The organism is Kitasatospora sp. NPDC048286 (assembly GCF_043201735.1).
Taxonomy (GTDB): Bacteria; Actinomycetota; Actinomycetes; order Streptomycetales; family Streptomycetaceae; genus Kitasatospora.
This window is the reverse complement of the sequence record NZ_JBICZE010000018.1, coordinates 103,801-120,770: the sequence shown is the minus strand read 5'-3', so window position 1 is coordinate 120,770 and position 16,970 is coordinate 103,801. Positions and strand designations below refer to the sequence as shown.

At 70.1% G+C, this 16,970-nt stretch carries 13 protein-coding genes and 1 pseudogene; 9 read left to right on the top strand and 5 right to left on the bottom strand.

The annotated features are described in order from the left end of the window. Window position 1 precedes the first annotated feature (1 nt). On the top strand, window positions 2-2,308 hold the full coding sequence (locus tag ACGF13_RS34260) for an MMPL family transporter (protein ID WP_392882876.1): 2,307 nt from the start codon (window positions 2-4) through the stop codon (window positions 2,306-2,308). 2 nt (window positions 2,309-2,310) lie between these two features. Further along, window positions 2,311-2,445 carry a hypothetical protein gene (locus tag ACGF13_RS34255; protein WP_392882873.1) on the top strand — a complete coding sequence of 45 codons (135 nt, stop codon included), beginning with the start codon at window positions 2,311-2,313 and terminating at the stop codon, window positions 2,443-2,445. A gap of 250 nt (window positions 2,446-2,695) precedes the next feature. On the opposite strand, the gene ACGF13_RS34250 is transcribed toward ACGF13_RS34255, so the two are convergent. Next, window positions 2,696-3,859 carry a hypothetical protein gene (locus tag ACGF13_RS34250; RefSeq protein ID WP_392882871.1) on the bottom strand — a complete coding sequence of 388 codons (1,164 nt, stop codon included), beginning with the start codon at window positions 3,857-3,859 and terminating at the stop codon, window positions 2,696-2,698. Window positions 3,860-3,911: 52 nt separating this feature from the next. After that, window positions 3,912-4,511: a hypothetical protein gene (locus tag ACGF13_RS34245; RefSeq protein WP_392882869.1), complete on the bottom strand. Its 600-nt coding sequence runs from the start codon at window positions 4,509-4,511 to the stop codon at window positions 3,912-3,914. Window positions 4,512-5,384: 873 nt separating this feature from the next. On the opposite strand from ACGF13_RS34245, the gene ACGF13_RS34240 reads away from it, so the two are divergent. Beyond that, entirely contained in the window at window positions 5,385-5,732 is a 348-nt protein-coding gene (locus tag ACGF13_RS34240; RefSeq protein WP_392882867.1) for a hypothetical protein, read from the top strand. A gap of 515 nt (window positions 5,733-6,247) precedes the next feature. On the opposite strand, the gene ACGF13_RS34235 is transcribed toward ACGF13_RS34240, so the two are convergent. Further along, complete coding sequence (locus tag ACGF13_RS34235) at window positions 6,248-6,796, bottom strand: hypothetical protein (protein WP_392882865.1); 549 nt, start codon at window positions 6,794-6,796, stop codon at window positions 6,248-6,250. 177 nt (window positions 6,797-6,973) lie between these two features. Between ACGF13_RS34235 and ACGF13_RS34230 the strand changes: the two genes are divergently transcribed. Further along, window positions 6,974-7,699, top strand: a complete 726-nt coding sequence (locus ACGF13_RS34230) for a hypothetical protein (RefSeq protein ID WP_392882863.1) — start codon at window positions 6,974-6,976, stop codon at window positions 7,697-7,699. Here the strand turns inward: ACGF13_RS34230 and ACGF13_RS34225 are convergent. Continuing rightward, window positions 7,689-8,219, bottom strand: coding sequence for a hypothetical protein (locus tag ACGF13_RS34225; protein WP_392882860.1), 531 nt, complete (start codon window positions 8,217-8,219; stop codon window positions 7,689-7,691). The two genes, ACGF13_RS34230 and ACGF13_RS34225, sit on opposite strands and share 11 nt — an antisense overlap. A 1,478-nt stretch (window positions 8,220-9,697) precedes the next feature. On the opposite strand from ACGF13_RS34225, the pseudogene ACGF13_RS34220 reads away from it, so the two are divergent. After that, window positions 9,698-9,907: pseudogene (locus ACGF13_RS34220) on the top strand (Arm DNA-binding domain-containing protein); the annotation flags it as partial. A gap of 9 nt (window positions 9,908-9,916) precedes the next feature. After that, window positions 9,917-10,948: a tyrosine recombinase XerC gene (gene xerC / locus ACGF13_RS34215; protein ID WP_392883001.1), complete on the top strand. Its 1,032-nt coding sequence runs from the start codon at window positions 9,917-9,919 to the stop codon at window positions 10,946-10,948. Here xerC and ACGF13_RS34210 read toward each other — a convergent pair. Beyond that, the gene (locus ACGF13_RS34210; RefSeq protein ID WP_392882858.1) at window positions 10,857-12,257 is read right to left on the bottom strand and encodes a transposase; all 1,401 of its coding nucleotides are present in this window, start codon (window positions 12,255-12,257) and stop codon (window positions 10,857-10,859) included. The two genes, xerC and ACGF13_RS34210, sit on opposite strands and share 92 nt — an antisense overlap. 290 nt (window positions 12,258-12,547) lie before the next feature. On the opposite strand from ACGF13_RS34210, the gene ACGF13_RS34205 reads away from it, so the two are divergent. From ACGF13_RS34205 to ACGF13_RS34195, 3 genes are all read left to right on the top strand, one after another. Then, on the top strand, window positions 12,548-13,816 hold the full coding sequence (locus ACGF13_RS34205; protein ID WP_392882855.1) for an NAD(P)/FAD-dependent oxidoreductase: 1,269 nt from the start codon (window positions 12,548-12,550) through the stop codon (window positions 13,814-13,816). 117 nt (window positions 13,817-13,933) lie between these two features. Further along, a complete protein-coding gene (locus tag ACGF13_RS34200) occupies window positions 13,934-15,199 on the top strand; it encodes a cation:proton antiporter (protein WP_392882852.1) in 1,266 nt (421 codons plus the stop codon). 105 nt (window positions 15,200-15,304) lie between these two features. Continuing rightward, a complete protein-coding gene (locus ACGF13_RS34195; protein ID WP_392882850.1) occupies window positions 15,305-16,969 on the top strand; it encodes an NAD(P)/FAD-dependent oxidoreductase in 1,665 nt (554 codons plus the stop codon). Window position 16,970: the final 1 nt, after the last annotated feature.

Below are 16,970 nucleotides of genomic sequence, written 5' to 3'. Positions count from 1 at the left end.
CGTGATCCGCGCCCTGACCGGATTCTCCACCAGGAATCCGTGGAAGGTGATCGCCGTATGGGCGGTCCTGGGAATGCTCCTGACCGTCCTGAGCCAAACCCTGATCTACCGGGTGACCGCAACGCAGACGGCTGACTTCCTGCCGAAGAGCTACGACTCGGCCGCCGCCATGCAGATCGCCCACGACCACTTCGGGACGAAGCCCGACGCCAACCCGGTGACCGTCCTGGTCGCGCGGCCCGACGGCCGGGCGCTGACCCCCGCGGACCGCGAGCAGATCGACGCCGGGGCGAAGCGGCTGAGCCGCCTGAAGGTCACCATGCCCAAGCCCAAGGACGCGGCGCCCCTCCAGCGGGACTACTCGCAGGTCCCCGAGGTCGGTCCGGCCATGGCGGCACCCGACGGAACCTTCCAGCTGCTCTCCGTCAACCTCACCGGCAACCCCGCCGACCCGGGCCTGGAGAACACCTTCCGGGCGTTCCGGGACAACGCCCGGGCGGAGTTCGCCGCCCAGGGCCTGCGAACCGGCTTCACCGGCATGCTCCCCGAGCAGATCGACTCCGCCGACGACGGGAAGACCCTCAAGATCGTCGCCGCCGTCGGCTCCTTCGCCCTGATCGTGCTGCTCCACATCCTCGTGTTCCGCAGCGTCCTGGCCGCCCTGCTGCCGCTGATCGCGGTGACCCTCATCGGCGGCGTGGCCGCCGGCGCGGTCGTGGGCACCGCGCTGCTCACCGGCATCAAGCTCGACGCCTCCGTCCCGGGCCTCATCAGCGTGGTGCTCCTGGGCATCGGCATCGACTACTTCCTGTTCCTGATGTTCCGCTTCCGCGAGCAGCTGCGGGCCCGACCCGACCGCCACCACCGCGTCACCGCCGCCGAGGTCAGCCAGAAGGTCGGCACCGCGATCACCTCGGCCGCGCTGACCATCGTCGCCGCCTTCGCCACCCTCGGCGTCGCCAGCTTCGGCCAGTTCCGGGTGCTCGGCCCGGCCGTCGCGATCTCGGTCCTGGTCATGCTGCTGGCCAGCCTCACCCTGATGCCCGCCCTGCTCGCCGCCTGCGGACGCAAGCTCTTCTGGCCCTCCCGCTCCCTCGACGCCGAACCCCGCGCCGGCTCCGCGGCCCGGTTCGCCGACCTGGTGACCCGCCGGCCGCTGACCATGGTCGTCGCCTCGCTCGCCCTCCTGGGCGCCCTGGCCGGCGGGCTGGCCGGGATCACGATGGACTACGGCGTCGGCGGCGGCGGCCCGCGCACCGCGTCCCAGACCACCGCCCTCGAAATCGCCCGCGCCCTGCCCGCCGGCGTGGCGGACCCGACCAGCGTCTACGTCGAGACCAAGAACGCCGCCCCCCTCTCCCCGGGCGCACTCGACGGCCTGACCCAGCACCTCACCCGGGTCGCCGGCGTCGGCCAGGTGGCCGCGCCGGTCCTGAACGAGAGCCGGCAGGCCGCGCGGATCGACCTGTTCCTCACCGAGGACCCGCAGTCCCAGCGGGCCCGCGACCTGGTCTCCGGCCCGATCCGCGCCGCCGTCACCCAGAACACGCCCGCCGAACTGACCGCGCACGTCGGCGGCACCCCGGCCGTCTTCGCCGACGTCTCCACCGCCGCCGGCCGCGACCTCCGGCTGGTCTTCCCGGTCGCGGCGGCGCTGATCGCGGTGATCCTCCTCCTGCTGCTGCGCAGCCTGCTCGCGCCGGTGGTCCTGATGCTCTCCGTCGGCCTCGGCTTCGCGGCCACCCTCGGCGCGGCCGCCCTGACGTTCCAGCACGCGATGGACAAGCCGGGCGTCAACTTCATGCTGCCCCTGGTCCTGTTCCTGTTCGTGGTCGCGCTCGGCACCGACTACAACATCCTGATCAGCGACCGGATCCGGGAGGAGATGGAACACCCCGGGCCGCCCCGGGCAGCGGTCGCGCGCGCCCTGCGGCACACCGCCCCGGCCATCGCGACGGCGGGCCTCGTCCTGGCCGGCTCCTTCGCCAGCCTTGCGGTGACCCCGCAACCCTCCACCCAGCAGATCGGCTTCGCCACCGGGCTCGGCATCCTGCTCTCCTCGTTCCTGCTGTCCATCGTGCTGGTGCCCGCCCTGGCCGCGATCCTCGGCCGCAGCCTGTGGTGGCCCCTGCGCCCCGGCCGCACCACCACCCGACCCACCCCCCAGCACCGCACGGACACACCGCACTCACCGCAGTCGCCGCCCTGCTCCCAGTGGCCCGCACCGCCGCACCAGGACACCCACCCCCAGCCGTACGCGCCACAGCAGGAGCAGGGCACAGACAGGAACTGGTCATCAAGGGCCTGACCATGAAAGAGGGCCACTCGTACCCCTACGTGCTCTGGCTGATCAACCACTTCAAGGAAACGCTCCACCACGCCCTCCAACTCCGCCTGGGGACGGTGGACGTCACCTGCAAGGGCGACAAGACGTTCACAGCCTGAGGCAGCGCCCACCGCAGCACAGCGCGGCTCCCGTTGACACCCCCTGGGACGGGTGTTCGCCCCGGCCCAGAACGACCGGAGCGAACGCCCGTCCACGGCCGACAGCCCCCGTGCTCCACAGCCGCCCGGCGGCTCACCGGATGGGTACCGGGGCCTCCGTGGACCGGCCCAGCCGTAGTTCCCCGTTCGAACGCCCCGCCGGACGTGCTCCGCGATGCGGTCACGAGAACTCCCCGAAGGTCGGGACAGCTCACCAGGACTCAAAAGTGGGCAAGTGCTTGTTCACTCCAAATGATCTTGCCGGGGTGGCTGTGGCGGGCGTCGGCGGGGGCGAGGGCGCGGGCGGTGTGGGGCCGGAGACGGACCAGATGGTCTTCTCCGCGTGGAACAGGTCGCCGATCTCGACCGAGAGGTCCTTGCGGCCCCACAAGTCCAGGCCCAGACCTGTGGAGGTGTACAGCCCGCCCTTCAGCTCGGCCTTGTCCGCGCTGTTGCCGCCGCCTTGGCCGGAGAGTTTGAGCCCGGTGGTGATGTCCAGGAACGGCCCGGCGACACCGTAGAGGTCCATGTCGAGGCGGATCCCGATGCGGGCCGCGAGTTCGATCGTCGCCTTGGGGCCCTTGCGGAGGTTGAAGGAGTTGTCGAAGTCGGCGATCGGGTGGGGCAGTCCGCTTCCGGCCCAGTCGAGTCCGGCGGTGAACTGCGCTTCCTGGTCGAGGTCGAGCGCGAGTTCGGTCTTGGCGAAGTTCGCTTCGAGGATTCCGACGCCGCTGGCCTTCAGGATGAAGACGAGGGGAAGCGGGCCGCCGCTGGGGATGGCGAACTCGCCGAGGGGAATGGCGGGCTGCGGGTCCTGGAACTTCAGGGCGCACTTCTTGAAGTCGATGGTGTGCGGGATCTCAAGGTGGACGCGGGACTTCTGGGTGGTCTTGATCGTCCATCGGGCGCCGTGCACGCCGCCGAGGTCCCAGTGGAGGGCGAAGTCCAGACGCGGTGCGGCGGCGCCGAAGTCCGTTTCGACGAGCGGGGCGGAGTTGGGGGTGAGCGCCTTCTGGCATTCGAGCTCGGTGCCGGGGGCCACGGTCTCCTTGCGGAGGCCGGCGTTGATGGTGAACGTACCCGGGTCCGCGCCGAGTTCGAGAGGGTCGCCGCCTGCCGGCGCGAGCGCGGGTGGCTGGGCGGCGACGGCGCTGTCGGTCAGGCTCGCCAGGGTGACGGTGGCCGGTTTCGCCGCCTGCCCCGGACCGGGGTAGGGCTGGAGGGCGACGTCCTTGACGTCGATCTTCCCGCGCGGCATCGCGTCGCGGATCGTGGCGGGCACGGTCGAGACCAGCATCTGGCCCTGGTCGTCCCTGCGGGTGGCGGTGACCTTGCGCATCAGGCCCTCGGGAGTGGCGGGGCCGATGCCTGCCACGAGCACGTCCCCGGCGGCCAGGGCGCGGGCCGGCCCCCGGGTTGTGCGTCGGTCAGAGGTTGTGCGGGGCCTCCCAGTGCGCGGCGGGCAGGATCTTCTCGAAGTAGTCGTTGGGAAACTGCTTGGTGGCGCTGGGCAGGCGGGGGTCGTTTCGCAGGACCTCGCTGCAGCCCTTGAAGACGGCCATCGACATGTGCAGGCAGTTGTTGAGGGCGGCGTTGTAGCCACGGCCCTTGACGGCGCCGTACCAGGACTGGGCGCGCTTCACGTCGCCGTCCTTCGTGTTCACGCACCGGTAACGGGTGTAGTACCGGGCCCCGTTTTGGTCCCGGTCGCGGACGTCGGTGAAGTGGGCGCGGGCCTGCTCCCACTTTCCGCCCTTGATCCAGCCCGCCATCGGGCCGTCGTTGGTGCTGCCGAACGAGCCGTAGACCCAGTGGTTCGCCTCGCCGCGGACCTTCACCGCGAATGCGGCGTGCCCGAGGCCGTACGCGCCGTCGGGGGCCTCGAACATGCACACCCGCCCAAGCGGGGCGGCGGCCTGCGCATCCACCGAGGCGGTGACGGCTCCGCCGGCCAGCAGCGCGAGCGCGCCCGCAAGGGACGCGGCCGCCCTGGCGGCGGCGCTGCGGATCATCTTGGTGCCCACCATCAGGGGGACTTCCTTCCGGTCGTCGAACTGCTCCCGCGATGCCCCGGGCGGGGCCGCTTTGGCAGCTCGTTGACGGAAGGTTGGTGGACCGCTTGATGACCCGCCACACTGGTTCCCGCATTAATCAACGGGTCATCAAAACCTTGGGGGGTGAAGTCGGATTGACCAGCAGACAAGGACGTCAGGAGCGTCCGATCAATCCTGAGGACGAGCCGCTCGCGGTGTTCGCGATCGACCTCCGGGAGCTTCGCAGGACATGCGGAAACCCGACCTACGCCCAGTTGGAGGCTGCCTCCGCCCGTTCCCGGGGGGATAGGTCGTACTCAAGTACGACGCTCTCGAACGCGGCCAGGGGCGATCGGCTGCCGTCCCCCGAGGTCGTACGCGCCTTCGTCCTCGCCTGTCACCGGTACGCGAAGTCCGATCGTGCGACGGCCGAGGCCGAAGCCGCCGCATGGGACACCCGCCTATTGCGCCTCCAGGCCGAACTGAACCCGGGCCCCGCCGGGCCCGTCCCGGCCGACCCGCCCCGACCGACCCGCTACAGGCGGCAAAGCCCGCCCCGGCACCCGCAACGCCCACCGTCACACCCGATCCAATCGGTGACTCCGGCGGCGAGCTGGCCGCCGGGCCCCTGCCGGCAGATGTGCGCCCATTCTGCGGGCCACGTCCGCGCCGGGCTCGGCGTCCGCTGACACTCTTCCAACCGGCGCAGCGACCGCCGCCGTGCTGCCGGCCGGCACCGCCTCCGACGGTCCGGCCCGGCTCAGGCCCGCCTCGCCATCCGAGCAGCCAGGCCTGGAGAAGGACTCCCTCGGGGCCGACAGCCGCTGCGGCCCACCCAACTCCGGGCCAGGGGCCGTGAAGTGGCGCGTGTGCACGCGGGTCCAGGCCGACCGGGTCTCTTTCGCCCTGGAGATCACCAACCGCGACACCGAACCGGCGGCAGTCAAGGCTCGACTCAAGTACACCGCCAAGACCTCCGACTTCCGCACATGCCCCGGCGCGGAATCGGAGGATTTCCAGATCCTGACCGTACCGGCCGGCCAGACACTGACCACCGACACCGCCTGGTGCAGCGTTGCCCGCACCGCCACCCCCACCGCCTACTCCGGCGTCGGCTGGGTCGTGGCCCCGGACGCCGACTACGGCACCCGCGTCCTGTCCCCCGGCGCCCACGTCTATCCCGGCGAGATCCACTGGACCCCGGACGTGCTGTAGCCCCACACTCGCGATGGCAACGGCCGACACACGCCGATGGCGATGCCCACCCCCTGCACGGCCACGATCGTCCGCGGCGACGCCGGCACCGCGACCGGCATGGTAGCGCGGCCGCGCCGGACTGCGGGGGGAGTCACCGGGCCGCCAGGGACCGGCCTGGCTCACGAATCGGCCCTCCGGAGCAGGGCGTGGCCGAGGGTGCCTGGCTGGCGAACGGTTGCTGCATGGGGCCACGGTGGCACCGGGACGCTCGGCCGCATGCCCTCCTTCGCCGATGACCCGCGCCAACCGAAGCTGGTCAGCGTATGCCCTCTTCCAAGGGCTCGCACCCAATCAGCCTGGCCGGGCCAGGCGGGTGGCACGACGAAGGCCGGCCGGCGTAGCCCGGCTGGTACGGCGCTGAGCTGCTCGACAACATGCCGCTGGGCCCGGATGGCGGCGTCCGGGCCCGGGGCTCCGATCAGCCGATCGGCGCCCGTCTCCGGCCGCCTGCGCGACGCGTGAAGGCTGACGACCTATGCCTCATCGCCCCGGTCGACGTCGGGCAGCGTCTCGCCGAACCGCTCCCGCGCGGCCTGCGGCCCGCAGCCGAAGGCGCGGCCGATGTACTCCCAGGACATCAGGTTGCTGTGGGCCCTGCGGCCGGCCAGCAGCGCGGTCGAACCCGCGGCGCGCTCGAACCGGGCGGCCGCGCGGGCAGCGGCGTACGGCCTGCTTTCCATCAGGTCACAGATCTGGTCCACCAACGCCGCGACCAGTTCCTCGACCTCGCGCGGCACCACACCCTCGGCCAGGTCGACGTGCCACTCCCAGTCCGCGAACGGCCCGGTGTCCTCGCCCACCGCCTCGGTCGCCTGGTCGTCACCGAAGTCCAGCAGGTGCACCCGTTCACCCCGCCAGCCGCAGCTGCAACCACCGCGCACCGCGGCGGCCCGAGGACCATCGGCACCGTTGTAGAGCCACCAGGTGGTGCGCCCGTCCGGCAACGGCGCCGGCTCGCTGCCGTCCGCCAACACCGCCGCCGGGAAACCCCGGTGGCGCCCACTCTCGTCAACCCATGGCATGCCGTGTCCCTCGCGTCCCTGGAGTACAGCACCAGGGTTCTCAGCCTGTGACGCGCTGTCAAGGCTTCGCGACAACCGGTGCGATCCGCAGCTCAAGGCGGCGCGCACCAGCCGCCGCGCGCTGGTAAGGGACCCGCGCCGCACCAACTGACGATCCAGGCGAGCGTGGCTCCACAGGTGGCGAACTACCTGCTGCCGCAGACCGTGACCTACGCTGACGGCTCGCACGTGCACTTCGGCATCCCGGGGCTGCGGATCGAACGTGTCACCGCTCGCGCCGTCCACTTGCTCCACCTGCCTACACAGGGCCGTCTCGAACTGCGCGAATACCACTGCGGCACCCTGCGCTCGATGCGCTCTCGCCTGCGGCGGGAAACCGGCTCCGCCGAGATCCCGGAGAACCTCGCGTTCTGGTACACGGCGGGAATCACGGCTGCCGAAGAAAGTGCCGCCCCGCACTGGGCCCCCACCCCGTGCACGCCGTTGCGCAGCCGGCTGATGGTTCGCGCGAGCACCTGGTGGAGGCACTGGCCCCACACCGCCGAGATCGTGCCCTCGCGCCGGAGCAACACCAGTCGTTGCCCGAAATGGCGCGAGGGGCCTTCCTGCACGGAGGTGGGGGATCTGCTGGTCAACAGCGCCATCCGGATCTCCGACGCCGCCAACGTATCCGGCCCTGACGGGGCTGACGTCAGTCTGCTGACGCTCGGTTCCGCCACCATCGAGCTGGCGTGCCCCAGTCAGCGGGGAACCTCAGCGGGTACGGGGATCGCACTGGTTCTGGTGAACCCACGGCGGCTGCTGAAGCCGGGCCAGGCGCCGCGCCTGGCCCAGGACGAGCCGGCGGACCGCTTCGGCGGCTCCGCCTGGCCGGCGGACCGGCCCGCACCAATCAGGCGATGAGGTCGAACACCGTCTCGGTCTTCGTGGCAGTCGTGCGGGCCCGCAGGTACGCGTTCAGGTTCGCGTCGTACTTCAGGTCGGAGGGGATCACCACCTCGACGGAGAACGCCCCGGTGGCGTCCGTCATGGTGTCGCGCAGGTCGCGCGTCTTGTAGTCCTCGCCGAGGTCGCCCTTGATGATGAAGGACACCCGGACGACCTCGTTGGGTGGGAAGCCCCGGCCGGTGAGGACCGACTTCGTTCCGCCCTGACCGCCGTCCGGGGAGGCGCTGAGGACCCGCACCGCGGTCGGTGTCGGGCTGCCGGCCATCCCGCTGGGCAACGGGTTCAGGACCGGTGCGGAGCCCTGGCTGCCCGCCGGGGGCGCGGTCACGGTGGAGCCTGTCACCGTGACGGTCGGACCGGGCACGGTGACTGTGACGGCCGGCTGCGGCCGGGAGTCGTCGGTCACCTGAGCCTGGGTGTAGAAGCCGCCCGCGAAGCCGGCGCCGAGGGTGACGACCGCGACGGCGGCGGTCACCACGGCGCTCCACCCCTGGAGGTCAATCCCGCTGCGGCGGACCGGGGCGGCCGTCGGCGCCGGCGGGGCGGTCGGCCGCGACGGTGTCCCGGGTACGGGCGGCGGCCCGGAAGGACGGCTTGGCGTGGACGGCCCGGTCACAGAGTCCCCCTCGTTCTGCGGCCCGCTCCGGGCCATGATCGACGGGCTCCTGGGTACCACAGGAACCCGGGGCCTGTCGCGAACAAGGTCCAGGACGACTCCTGCCCGACCAACGACGATTCTCTGACTCAGGTCACCAGCCGCGCCCCGCTCTTGGCCGCATGCAGCGTAGGCACCAGGTCCTCACGGGCGAGCCCGAGGCCCGGGTGTATGCGGGCCAAGCCTTCGTGCGGCCACCTCAGCCGGGCGGCCGGGTAGGAGGATCGGACCTCGTCTGATGCTGCAGCCTCCGCACACTCGTGGTCGTCGGCCGCTTTCTCCCACCCGCACCGCCTCGGCGATGATCACTGTGCGTAGATGATCACGGATAGCAGGCAGATCCCCGACGGGCGCGCGGATGCGTCCGGGAGGAGCCGCGAGACACCTCCGGCGCGAGGTCGCGAAATCGACTGACGTCTTGACAGATTCGAGGACTGTCGCCCAACTGCCCGAAAGCATGGCCGGATTGCGTCGCGGGGTGTCGAAAAACTGTTGGTCACGACTTGATATCGGTCACTGTGGGTAGTCAATTTTGGGACCGGGAATGCCCCTTGGGGGAGGCCTCGCCCCCGAATTCGACCGCTCCGGGGCTGCTTGGTCCCCATCCGACCCCCAGCCGCATACGAACGAATGCTTGCCGAATCTGATGCCGCATCGCACGAAAGGCCGCTGACCAGGGATTTCTCCCGGCCAGCGGCCTTTCCGACTCACGTCGGGACGACAGGATTTGAACCTGCGACCCCTTGACCCCCAGTCAAGGGGTTCAACTAGTGTCGACAGTCGAGGCCTTGAGGCCTCGGCTTTTTCGTTTCCCAACTTCACTGAAACCAGAGAGAGTTGAGGCCCACCATGGATAGCGGGAGCCAGCAGATCCCAAACCCGGTCGATGCTCAGCCGGGTTCAAGTTCGTACATAGATGTCCGTAAGCACCCACGGGCGCTCATGGGCGCTCACCCGGTGCGGCCCCAAGCTGGTCCCCAAATGGTCCCCAGGTCCCCGGAGCCGCCTTCGTCACCGCGAGTAACAGCAATCTGTCGGTCCTTCAGCAGGACCCTTCTGCCGACCGCCGCACCCGGTCGCGCATTGGCCCTGGCCAGACGAGCCGGTCCGGACGAATCAGGGTCGACTACCCACTGGATGCGGATAGTGATCTTCCGGACGGTGTGTCGTCTTGAGCGTGTCCTCGCCATCCGGTTCTGAGTGCTTCGCGCACCGCCCAACGCGCTCTGCCGCCACACCCGCCACAGCAGCCACTCTTGCCTCAGATTCACCAGGCAGTCCGGGAGAAGGGGAAGCTCATGGGACAGCGTGCGCAGCGGGGCAGGGTGTACCGGCGGTGTGGGTGCAAGGACGGGCACGGGAGGCAGTTGGGTGCGTGGTGTGTGCGGTTGTTGGAGGAGGCGGGGCACGGGTCGTGGACGTACTGCGTCGATCTGGCGCCGGAGGACGGCAGGCGGCGTACCCGGCGGCGGGGTGGTTTCGCGTCGGAGGCTGAGGCCGCGCAGGAGTTGGCGGCGGTGTTGGAGGGTGAGCTGAGCGGGGCGTACGAGGTGCGTCGTACGACCGTGGCGGAGTTCCTGCGGGAGTGGCTGGCGGCGAGGAAGGAGGAGCTCACGGTGAACACCTACGCCGGCTACAAGGCCTACGTGGAGAGGGACCTGATCCCCGCGTTCGGGCGGTGCCGGCTGCTGGACCTGCGGCCGAAGCAGATCGAGGACTGGGTGGCCGCGCAGCGCAAGGCCGGCCGGGGCCGGGTCACGCTGTATCGGGTGGTCTCGACGCTGCGCAACGCGCTGAACCACGCGGTGCGGTCGTGGCGGCTGAAGTTCAACCCGGCCGAGCACTGCGTGCCGCCCAAACCCCGCGCGGACGAGCGCACATGCTGGACCCCGAAAGAGGCCGCGGCGTTCCTGCGGCACAACGCGGAGCAGTACGCCGACCAGCTGGCCGACCTGTTCGAGGTGATGCTCGGCACCGGCATGCGCCGCGGTGAGGTCCTCGCCCTGCACTGGCCGGACGTCCACCTCATGGACCGCAAGCTGTTCGTCCGCTGGACCCTGTCCGCCGTGGACAACGGCGACCTCCACTTCAACCAGCCCAAGACCGAGGCCAGCCGCGCCTGGATCAGCCTCTCCCCCAGAGTCATGACCGCCCTCCACCGCCAGGCCACCATCCAGATGCGCGCCCACCCCGACGGCCGGCTGGAGGGCCTGGTCTTCGCCCACGCGGACGGATCACCCCTGCGACCCCAGTGGGTCCTCGACCAGCTCCGCAAACGCACCACCGAACTCGGCCTGCCCCGGATCGGCCTGCACGACCTGCGACACACCGCGGCCAGCATCATGATCGCCGAAGGCATCCCCATCGCCATCGTCTCCAAGACCCTGCGCCACGCCACCCTGGCCACCACGATCAACCTCTACGGCCACCTCTTCAAGGACTCCGCCGACCAAGCCGTCAACGCCCTCGCCCGAGCCCTCGACCAAGCCCAGGCAGGCCAACTCCGATCCGTTCCCCCTGGCGACGACGGCATGCCGCTCGCCGCGTAGCGGTAGCCACGGTCGCCCTCGCCGGTCCGGCGAAGCTGCACCTGCCCCGGGTTCCGGGGAGGGCAGTCCTCAGGCCACGGAGGCTGCCCTCCCGGGCCGCTGGGTACGCTGACGAGGCAGCTCTCGCGGGTCTGCTTCTCCCAGGTGTGGGAGAGCCGGACCGTGGGCAGTCCGCACAGAATCCCCATTTCCTTGCGGTGAACCGCACGCCGTTTCTCCTGTGCGCCCGGGAAGGCGACCGCCACGGTCTGCGCGGTGCGGCACATCTCGTCGGGATAGACGTTGCGATCCTCGGCCGCCCCAAGGGAGACCGCCACCTCAACACTCCGGGTGTGCACCACCCCTGACCTGGGATTGCGATCCTCGGTTGCCCCGAAGGGCGACCGCCACGGTGCAGCTTCAGGTGCTCCGGCGGCAGCAGGTAGCCGCTGCGATCCTCGGTCGCCCCGAATGGCAACCGCCGCTTGGTGACGGCCACCGTGCTGTAGACGTCGGCCATGTTGCGATCCTTGGTCGCCCCGAAGAGCGACCACTCGGCGGGAGCTGGTCGTCGGTCACCTGGAGCACCCGTTTCGATCCTCGGCCCAGGGGGAGGGCGACCGCCACGCGGTGGCCGAGGTGATCTGGTTGCCGGCGGGTCAGTGTTGCGATCCTCGGCCGCCCAGGAGGGCGACCGCCACCGGCGGCATCCGCTCGCCGTCCGCCAGGAGTGGGCCGAGTTGCGATCCTCGGCCGCCCGGGAGGGCGACGCCTTGATCGAAAAGTAGGTGGTCTCCACCTGCCATCGGCGGTGGTAGAGCTCCACGAGTTCGCCGGCGGGGTAGCGTTCGTGGTCGAGCAGGTTGGTGACCAGCCGCCATGGTTCGCGCCGGGTGGTGCCGTCGGCGAGGGTGACGGTGATCCACGCCTCGATCACGCGCACCGGCAGTGTCCTGTAGCCGTTCCCGGCCCGGTAGGGGGCGGCCAGGCGGGCCAGGTAGGAGCCGTCGGGCAGACGGTGCTGGATGGTCGGGCGGCGCCGGGCGGAGGAGCGCACCAGGAAATGCGCGCCGGTCGCGGTCACGTCGCGCAGGAACTCCACGGCATCGAAGGCGGCGTCCCCGAGTAGCAGCATCGAGGTGTTCAGGCAGCTCAGCAGGTAGCGGGCGTAGGGTAGTTCACCCTCACTCTCGGGACCGAAACGGGCGGCGAGCACGGCCCGGGTGCCGCACTCGACCACTGCGAGCAGGCGTAGCAGCGGGTAGCCGAACTCCAGCCCGTCCCCAGAGCGCTTCGGGTAGTACCAGGTGACCTGCGCGGAGGACTCCACGGTTACAGGGGATTGACAGTCGGACTGACCTCCGGCAGCGGGGTCCTCGGCCCTCTCCTCGCCTTCTGCGCTGAGGGGCGTCCCGCCCTACATGCCTTCGATCGAACCTGCGGAGGAGACGGGCCTGAAGAGGCATGAAGAGGAGGGGCAGAAGACCTGCATTCGGTGTACAGAGGTCTTACAGATCGCTTGCGGCAGGCTGTTCGCGGTCGAGCAAGGTGCAGGGTTCATCCGCCCGTGAACTCGGCCGATCCCCACACCCGATCGCAAGCGACTACGGAGGCCTTTGCATGCCGTCCACACTGTACGGGGTCCCGGACGAATTCGACGTCATCGTCATCGGCGGGGGCCCCGCCGGCGCGACCACCGCCGGGCTGCTGGCACAGCGTGGCCACCGGGTGCTCGTGCTCGACCGCGAGCGGTTCCCGCGATACCACGTCGGTGAGTCCCTGATCCCCGCCTTCATGCGCCCAATGCAGGAGCTGGGCCTCACCGAGCGGATGGACGCCCGCGGGTTCGAGCGCAAGTACGGCGGCTCCCTGGTCTGGGGCAACAACCAGATCCCCTGGAACTTCTCCTTCATCAAGGGCGGCGCGTACGCCTACGCGTACCACACCCGCCGCGCCGACCTGGACTGCCTGATCCTCGACCGGGCCCGGGAGTTGGGCGCCTACGTCCTGGAGGAGGCCACCGTCAAGGAGGCCATCATGGTGGGCGAGCGGGTCACCGGCGTCCGCTACTCGCTGCGCGGCCTGGACGGCGTGCACGAGGCGCGCGCCAAGCTCGTGGTCGACGCCTCCGGCCAGGCCCGCGTGCTGGCCCGCAAGCTCGCCGACGTCGAGTGGCACGAAGACCTGCGCAACGTCGCCGTCTGGACGTACTTCGACAACTGCGAGCGCCTCCCCGGCGACGAGTACACCAACATCCTGATCGAGGGCGTCGACGAGGGCTGGTTCTGGGCCATTCCGATCGACAAGAACAACATCAGCGTCGGGTACGTCACCCGGTCCGCCACCGCCAGCGAGAGCGGCGAGGCGCTGAACGAGCTGTTCCACCGCGAGCTCGGCAACACCACCAAGCTCAAGAAGATGCTGGCCGGCGCCAGCCAGTGCGCTGGCTTCCGCACCGCCCGCGACTGGTCGTACCACAGCAAGAAGTTCCACGGCGACGGCTGGGTGCTGGTCGGCGACTCGGCCGCATTCGTCGACCCGCTGTTCTCCACCGGTGTCGCGCTCGCCACCCTCGCCGGCTCCACGCTGACCCGGATCATCGACCAGGTGATCCAGCACCCGGAGATCGAGTCCCAGGCGCTGAAGCGCTACGCGACCGCCTACTCCGACTTCTTCGACGAGATCCGTACCTTCGTCGAGCGGTTCTACGACCGCACCAAGTACAAGGAGTTCTACTTCAGCCTTGCGCAGGAGATGATCGACCCCGAGCGCAAGAACGAGCCCTCCGCAGACTTCGTGACGCTGATCTCCGGGCTGAGCGGCAAGCACCCGATGTTCAACATCACGCTGGACGACCTCATCGCGGACGCCTCCGCAGCCGCCGAGTAGGGCACCGGCAGGCCACCCGCACCGCCGTATCCACCGCTGCTGCGTGGACCGCGAGGATCCCCGGGACCGAGCGGTCCGCGCAGCGGCACCCCTATGCGACCGAGGCGCTCGATCTTCATGACCAGCCATCAAGTTCAATTACTCTTCGCAGACTTCGCCCTCATCCTGCTCCTCGCTCGCGGGCTCGGCCGACTCGCGGTGTGGGTGAAGCAGCCTCCGGTGGTGGGCGAGATCCTCGCGGGCATCCTGCTCGGTCCCACCCTGCTGAACGGCGCCGTCAGCAAGGCGCTATTCCCGTCCGACATCCGACCGCTGCTCTCCGGCATGGCCAACATCGGCGTGGCCCTGTTCATGTTCATCGTCGGTCTGGAGATCGAGACCCACACCTTGCGCGGCCAGGGACGGATCACCGCCGCCGCCGCCGTGGGGTCCACCGTCGTGCCGTTCCTGCTCGGCATCGGGCTCGCGTTCCAGCTGGAGCGCAGCTACCCCTCCTCCCAGCACGTCGCCTTCGTGGTGTTCATCGGCCTGTCGGTGTCGGTGACGGCCTTTCCGGTGCTCGCCCGGATCCTCAGCGACCGCGGGCTCTCCCGCACCACCCTTGGCGGGATCGCGCTCGCGACCGCGGCCGTGGTCGACGTGGTGGCCTGGACGGCGCTGGCGGCGGTCCAGGCCAGCGCCGGCGGGCAGGCCGGCGAGCACTGGCTCGTCGCGCTGATCGTCCCGTACGGCGTGGTGATGTTCGTGGTCGTCCGGCCGCTGCTGCGCCGCATCCTGCTGCCGGCCGGCCGCAAGCCCGGGCTCACCCCTCAGCGCTTCGCGGTGGTGCTGATCGGCGCGCTGCTGTCGGCGGCCGCCACCGAGGCGATGGGCATGCACTTCATCTTCGGCGCCTTCATGTTCGGCCTGGTGATGCCGAGGGAGGGCGCCGCGCAGCTGCGGGCCGAGGTCACCGCCGACACCGGCCACGTCACCTCGCTGCTCCTGCCCTTCTACTTCGTGGTGGCCGGACTGCAGGTCAACCTGAACGGGGTCGGGCTCTCCGGGGTCGGCCAGATCCTCCTGATCATGCTGGTCGCCGTGGTCGGCAAGTTCGGCGGCACCTACTTCGCCGCGCGCTCGCAGAAGCTGCCGCCCCGACCGGCGGCCGCGCTCGGCGCGCTGATGAACACCCGCGGCCTGACCGAGCTAGTGATCCTCGGGATCGGCCTGCAACTGGGCCTGCTGAACTCAACCCTGTACTCACTCCTGGTGGTCATGGCGCTGGTCACCACCGCGATGACCGGACCGCTGTTGGCCCGGATCTACGCCAAGCCGGTGGAGGTCGCCCCGCCCGCCGAGCAGCCGGAGCCCGCCGTGGTGGGTGCGGGCAGCACCCGCTAGGCCCGCGCTCCTCCCCCTCCCCCCTCCCCCACCTGCCCAGCATCAGGCCCCGTCCCCCTACCCGACCTGCCCAACCTGCCCGATCTGCCGAGAGAGGCGACTGCCATGCAGCCCACGAGCGGTACCAGCCCGCGCAAGAACCAGTACGACGTCGCGATCCTCGGCAGCGGCATGGCCGGCGGCATGCTCGGCGCGGTGCTCGCCCGCCACGGGGTCAGCGTGCTGCTGCTCGACGCCGGAACCCACCCGCGGTTCGCCGTCGGCGAGTCGACCATCCCGTACACCTCCGGCATGACCCGGCTGATCGCCGACCGCTACGGCGTGCCGGAGCTGAAGCACCTCTCCAGTTACAAGGGCATCACCAAGCACGTCTCCCCCGCCTGCGGCCAGAAGCAGAACTTCGGCTTCGTCTACCACCGCGAGGGGATGTCGCAGGACCCCCAGGAGATCAACCAGCTGGTCGTCCCCTCGGCGATCCGCACCGAGACGCACCTGTTTCGGCAGGACGTCGACTCCTACCTGTTCAACCTGGCCGTCAAGTACGGCGCCACGCCCCGGCTGAACACCCGGATCGCCGACGTCGAGATCGACCCCGACTCCGGGGCCGTGCTGCGCACCGACAAGGGCGAGGAGTTCCGGGCGAGTTACGTCGTGGACGGCAGCGGCTTCCGCTCGCCGCTGGCGGACAAGTTCGACCTGCGCGAGACCCCCACCCGCGCCAGGACGCACTCCCGCACCCTGTTCACCCACATGATCGGCGTCAAGCCGTTCGACAAGGCGCCTGCGGCCCAGGCCCACCAGCAGCCGAACCCGTGGCACCACGGCACGCTGCACCACGTCTTCGACGGCGGCTGGCTCTGGGTCATCCCGTTCGACAACCACCGCGACTCGATCAACCCGCTGTGCAGCGTCGGGCTGACGCTCGACCCGCGGGTCTTCCCCAAGGACGACACGCCCGCGCAGGAGGAGTTCGACGCCTTCCTGGCCCGGTTCCCGGAGATCGCCTGGCAGTTCAAGGGCGCCACGGCGGTACGGCCGTGGGTCTCGACGGGCCGGCTGCAGTACTCGGCGAAGCAGGTCGTCGGCGAGCGGTACTGCCTGACCTCGCACGCGGCCGGGTTCATCGACGCGCTCTACTCGCGCGGCCTGACCAACACCATGGAGCTCGTCAACGTCCTTGGCTGGCGCCTCATCGCGGCCTCCCGGGACGGCGACTGGTCGCTGAAGCGCTTCGCCTACGTCGAAACGCTGCAGCAGGGTCTGTTCGACTTCCACGACGACCTGGTCTACAGCTCCTTCGTAGGCTTCCGCGACTACGAGCTGTGGAACGCGGTCAACCGGACCTGGATGCTCGGCACGATGCTCGGCAACGTGATGCTGGAGGACGCCTACTACCGCTTCAGCCGCACCGGCAACAACAAGGTGTTCCTGGACCTGGAGGACTCGGCCCACCCCGGTTCACCGCTGCCCGTCAGCGAGGGCTTCAACGCGATGGGCGTCAAGACCCGCGAGCTCTGCCAGGCGGTGGAAGCCGGCACGCTCGCGCCGCGGTCCGCGGCCGAGCAGATCCTGGAGCACATCCGCACCGCGGACTTCATCGCCCCCTCCTTCGGCCTCGGGCTGCGCGGCACCCGCTGCTTCAACATGACGCCCGCCAAGATGGCCATGAACGCGGTGTGGTGCCGCCGGGACGCGCCGCCGGAGATCGGCCCGCGCATGATCAACGCCAGCAAGGGCCTGGTCCGGATGCGCTTCAAGGGCGGTGCGTGAG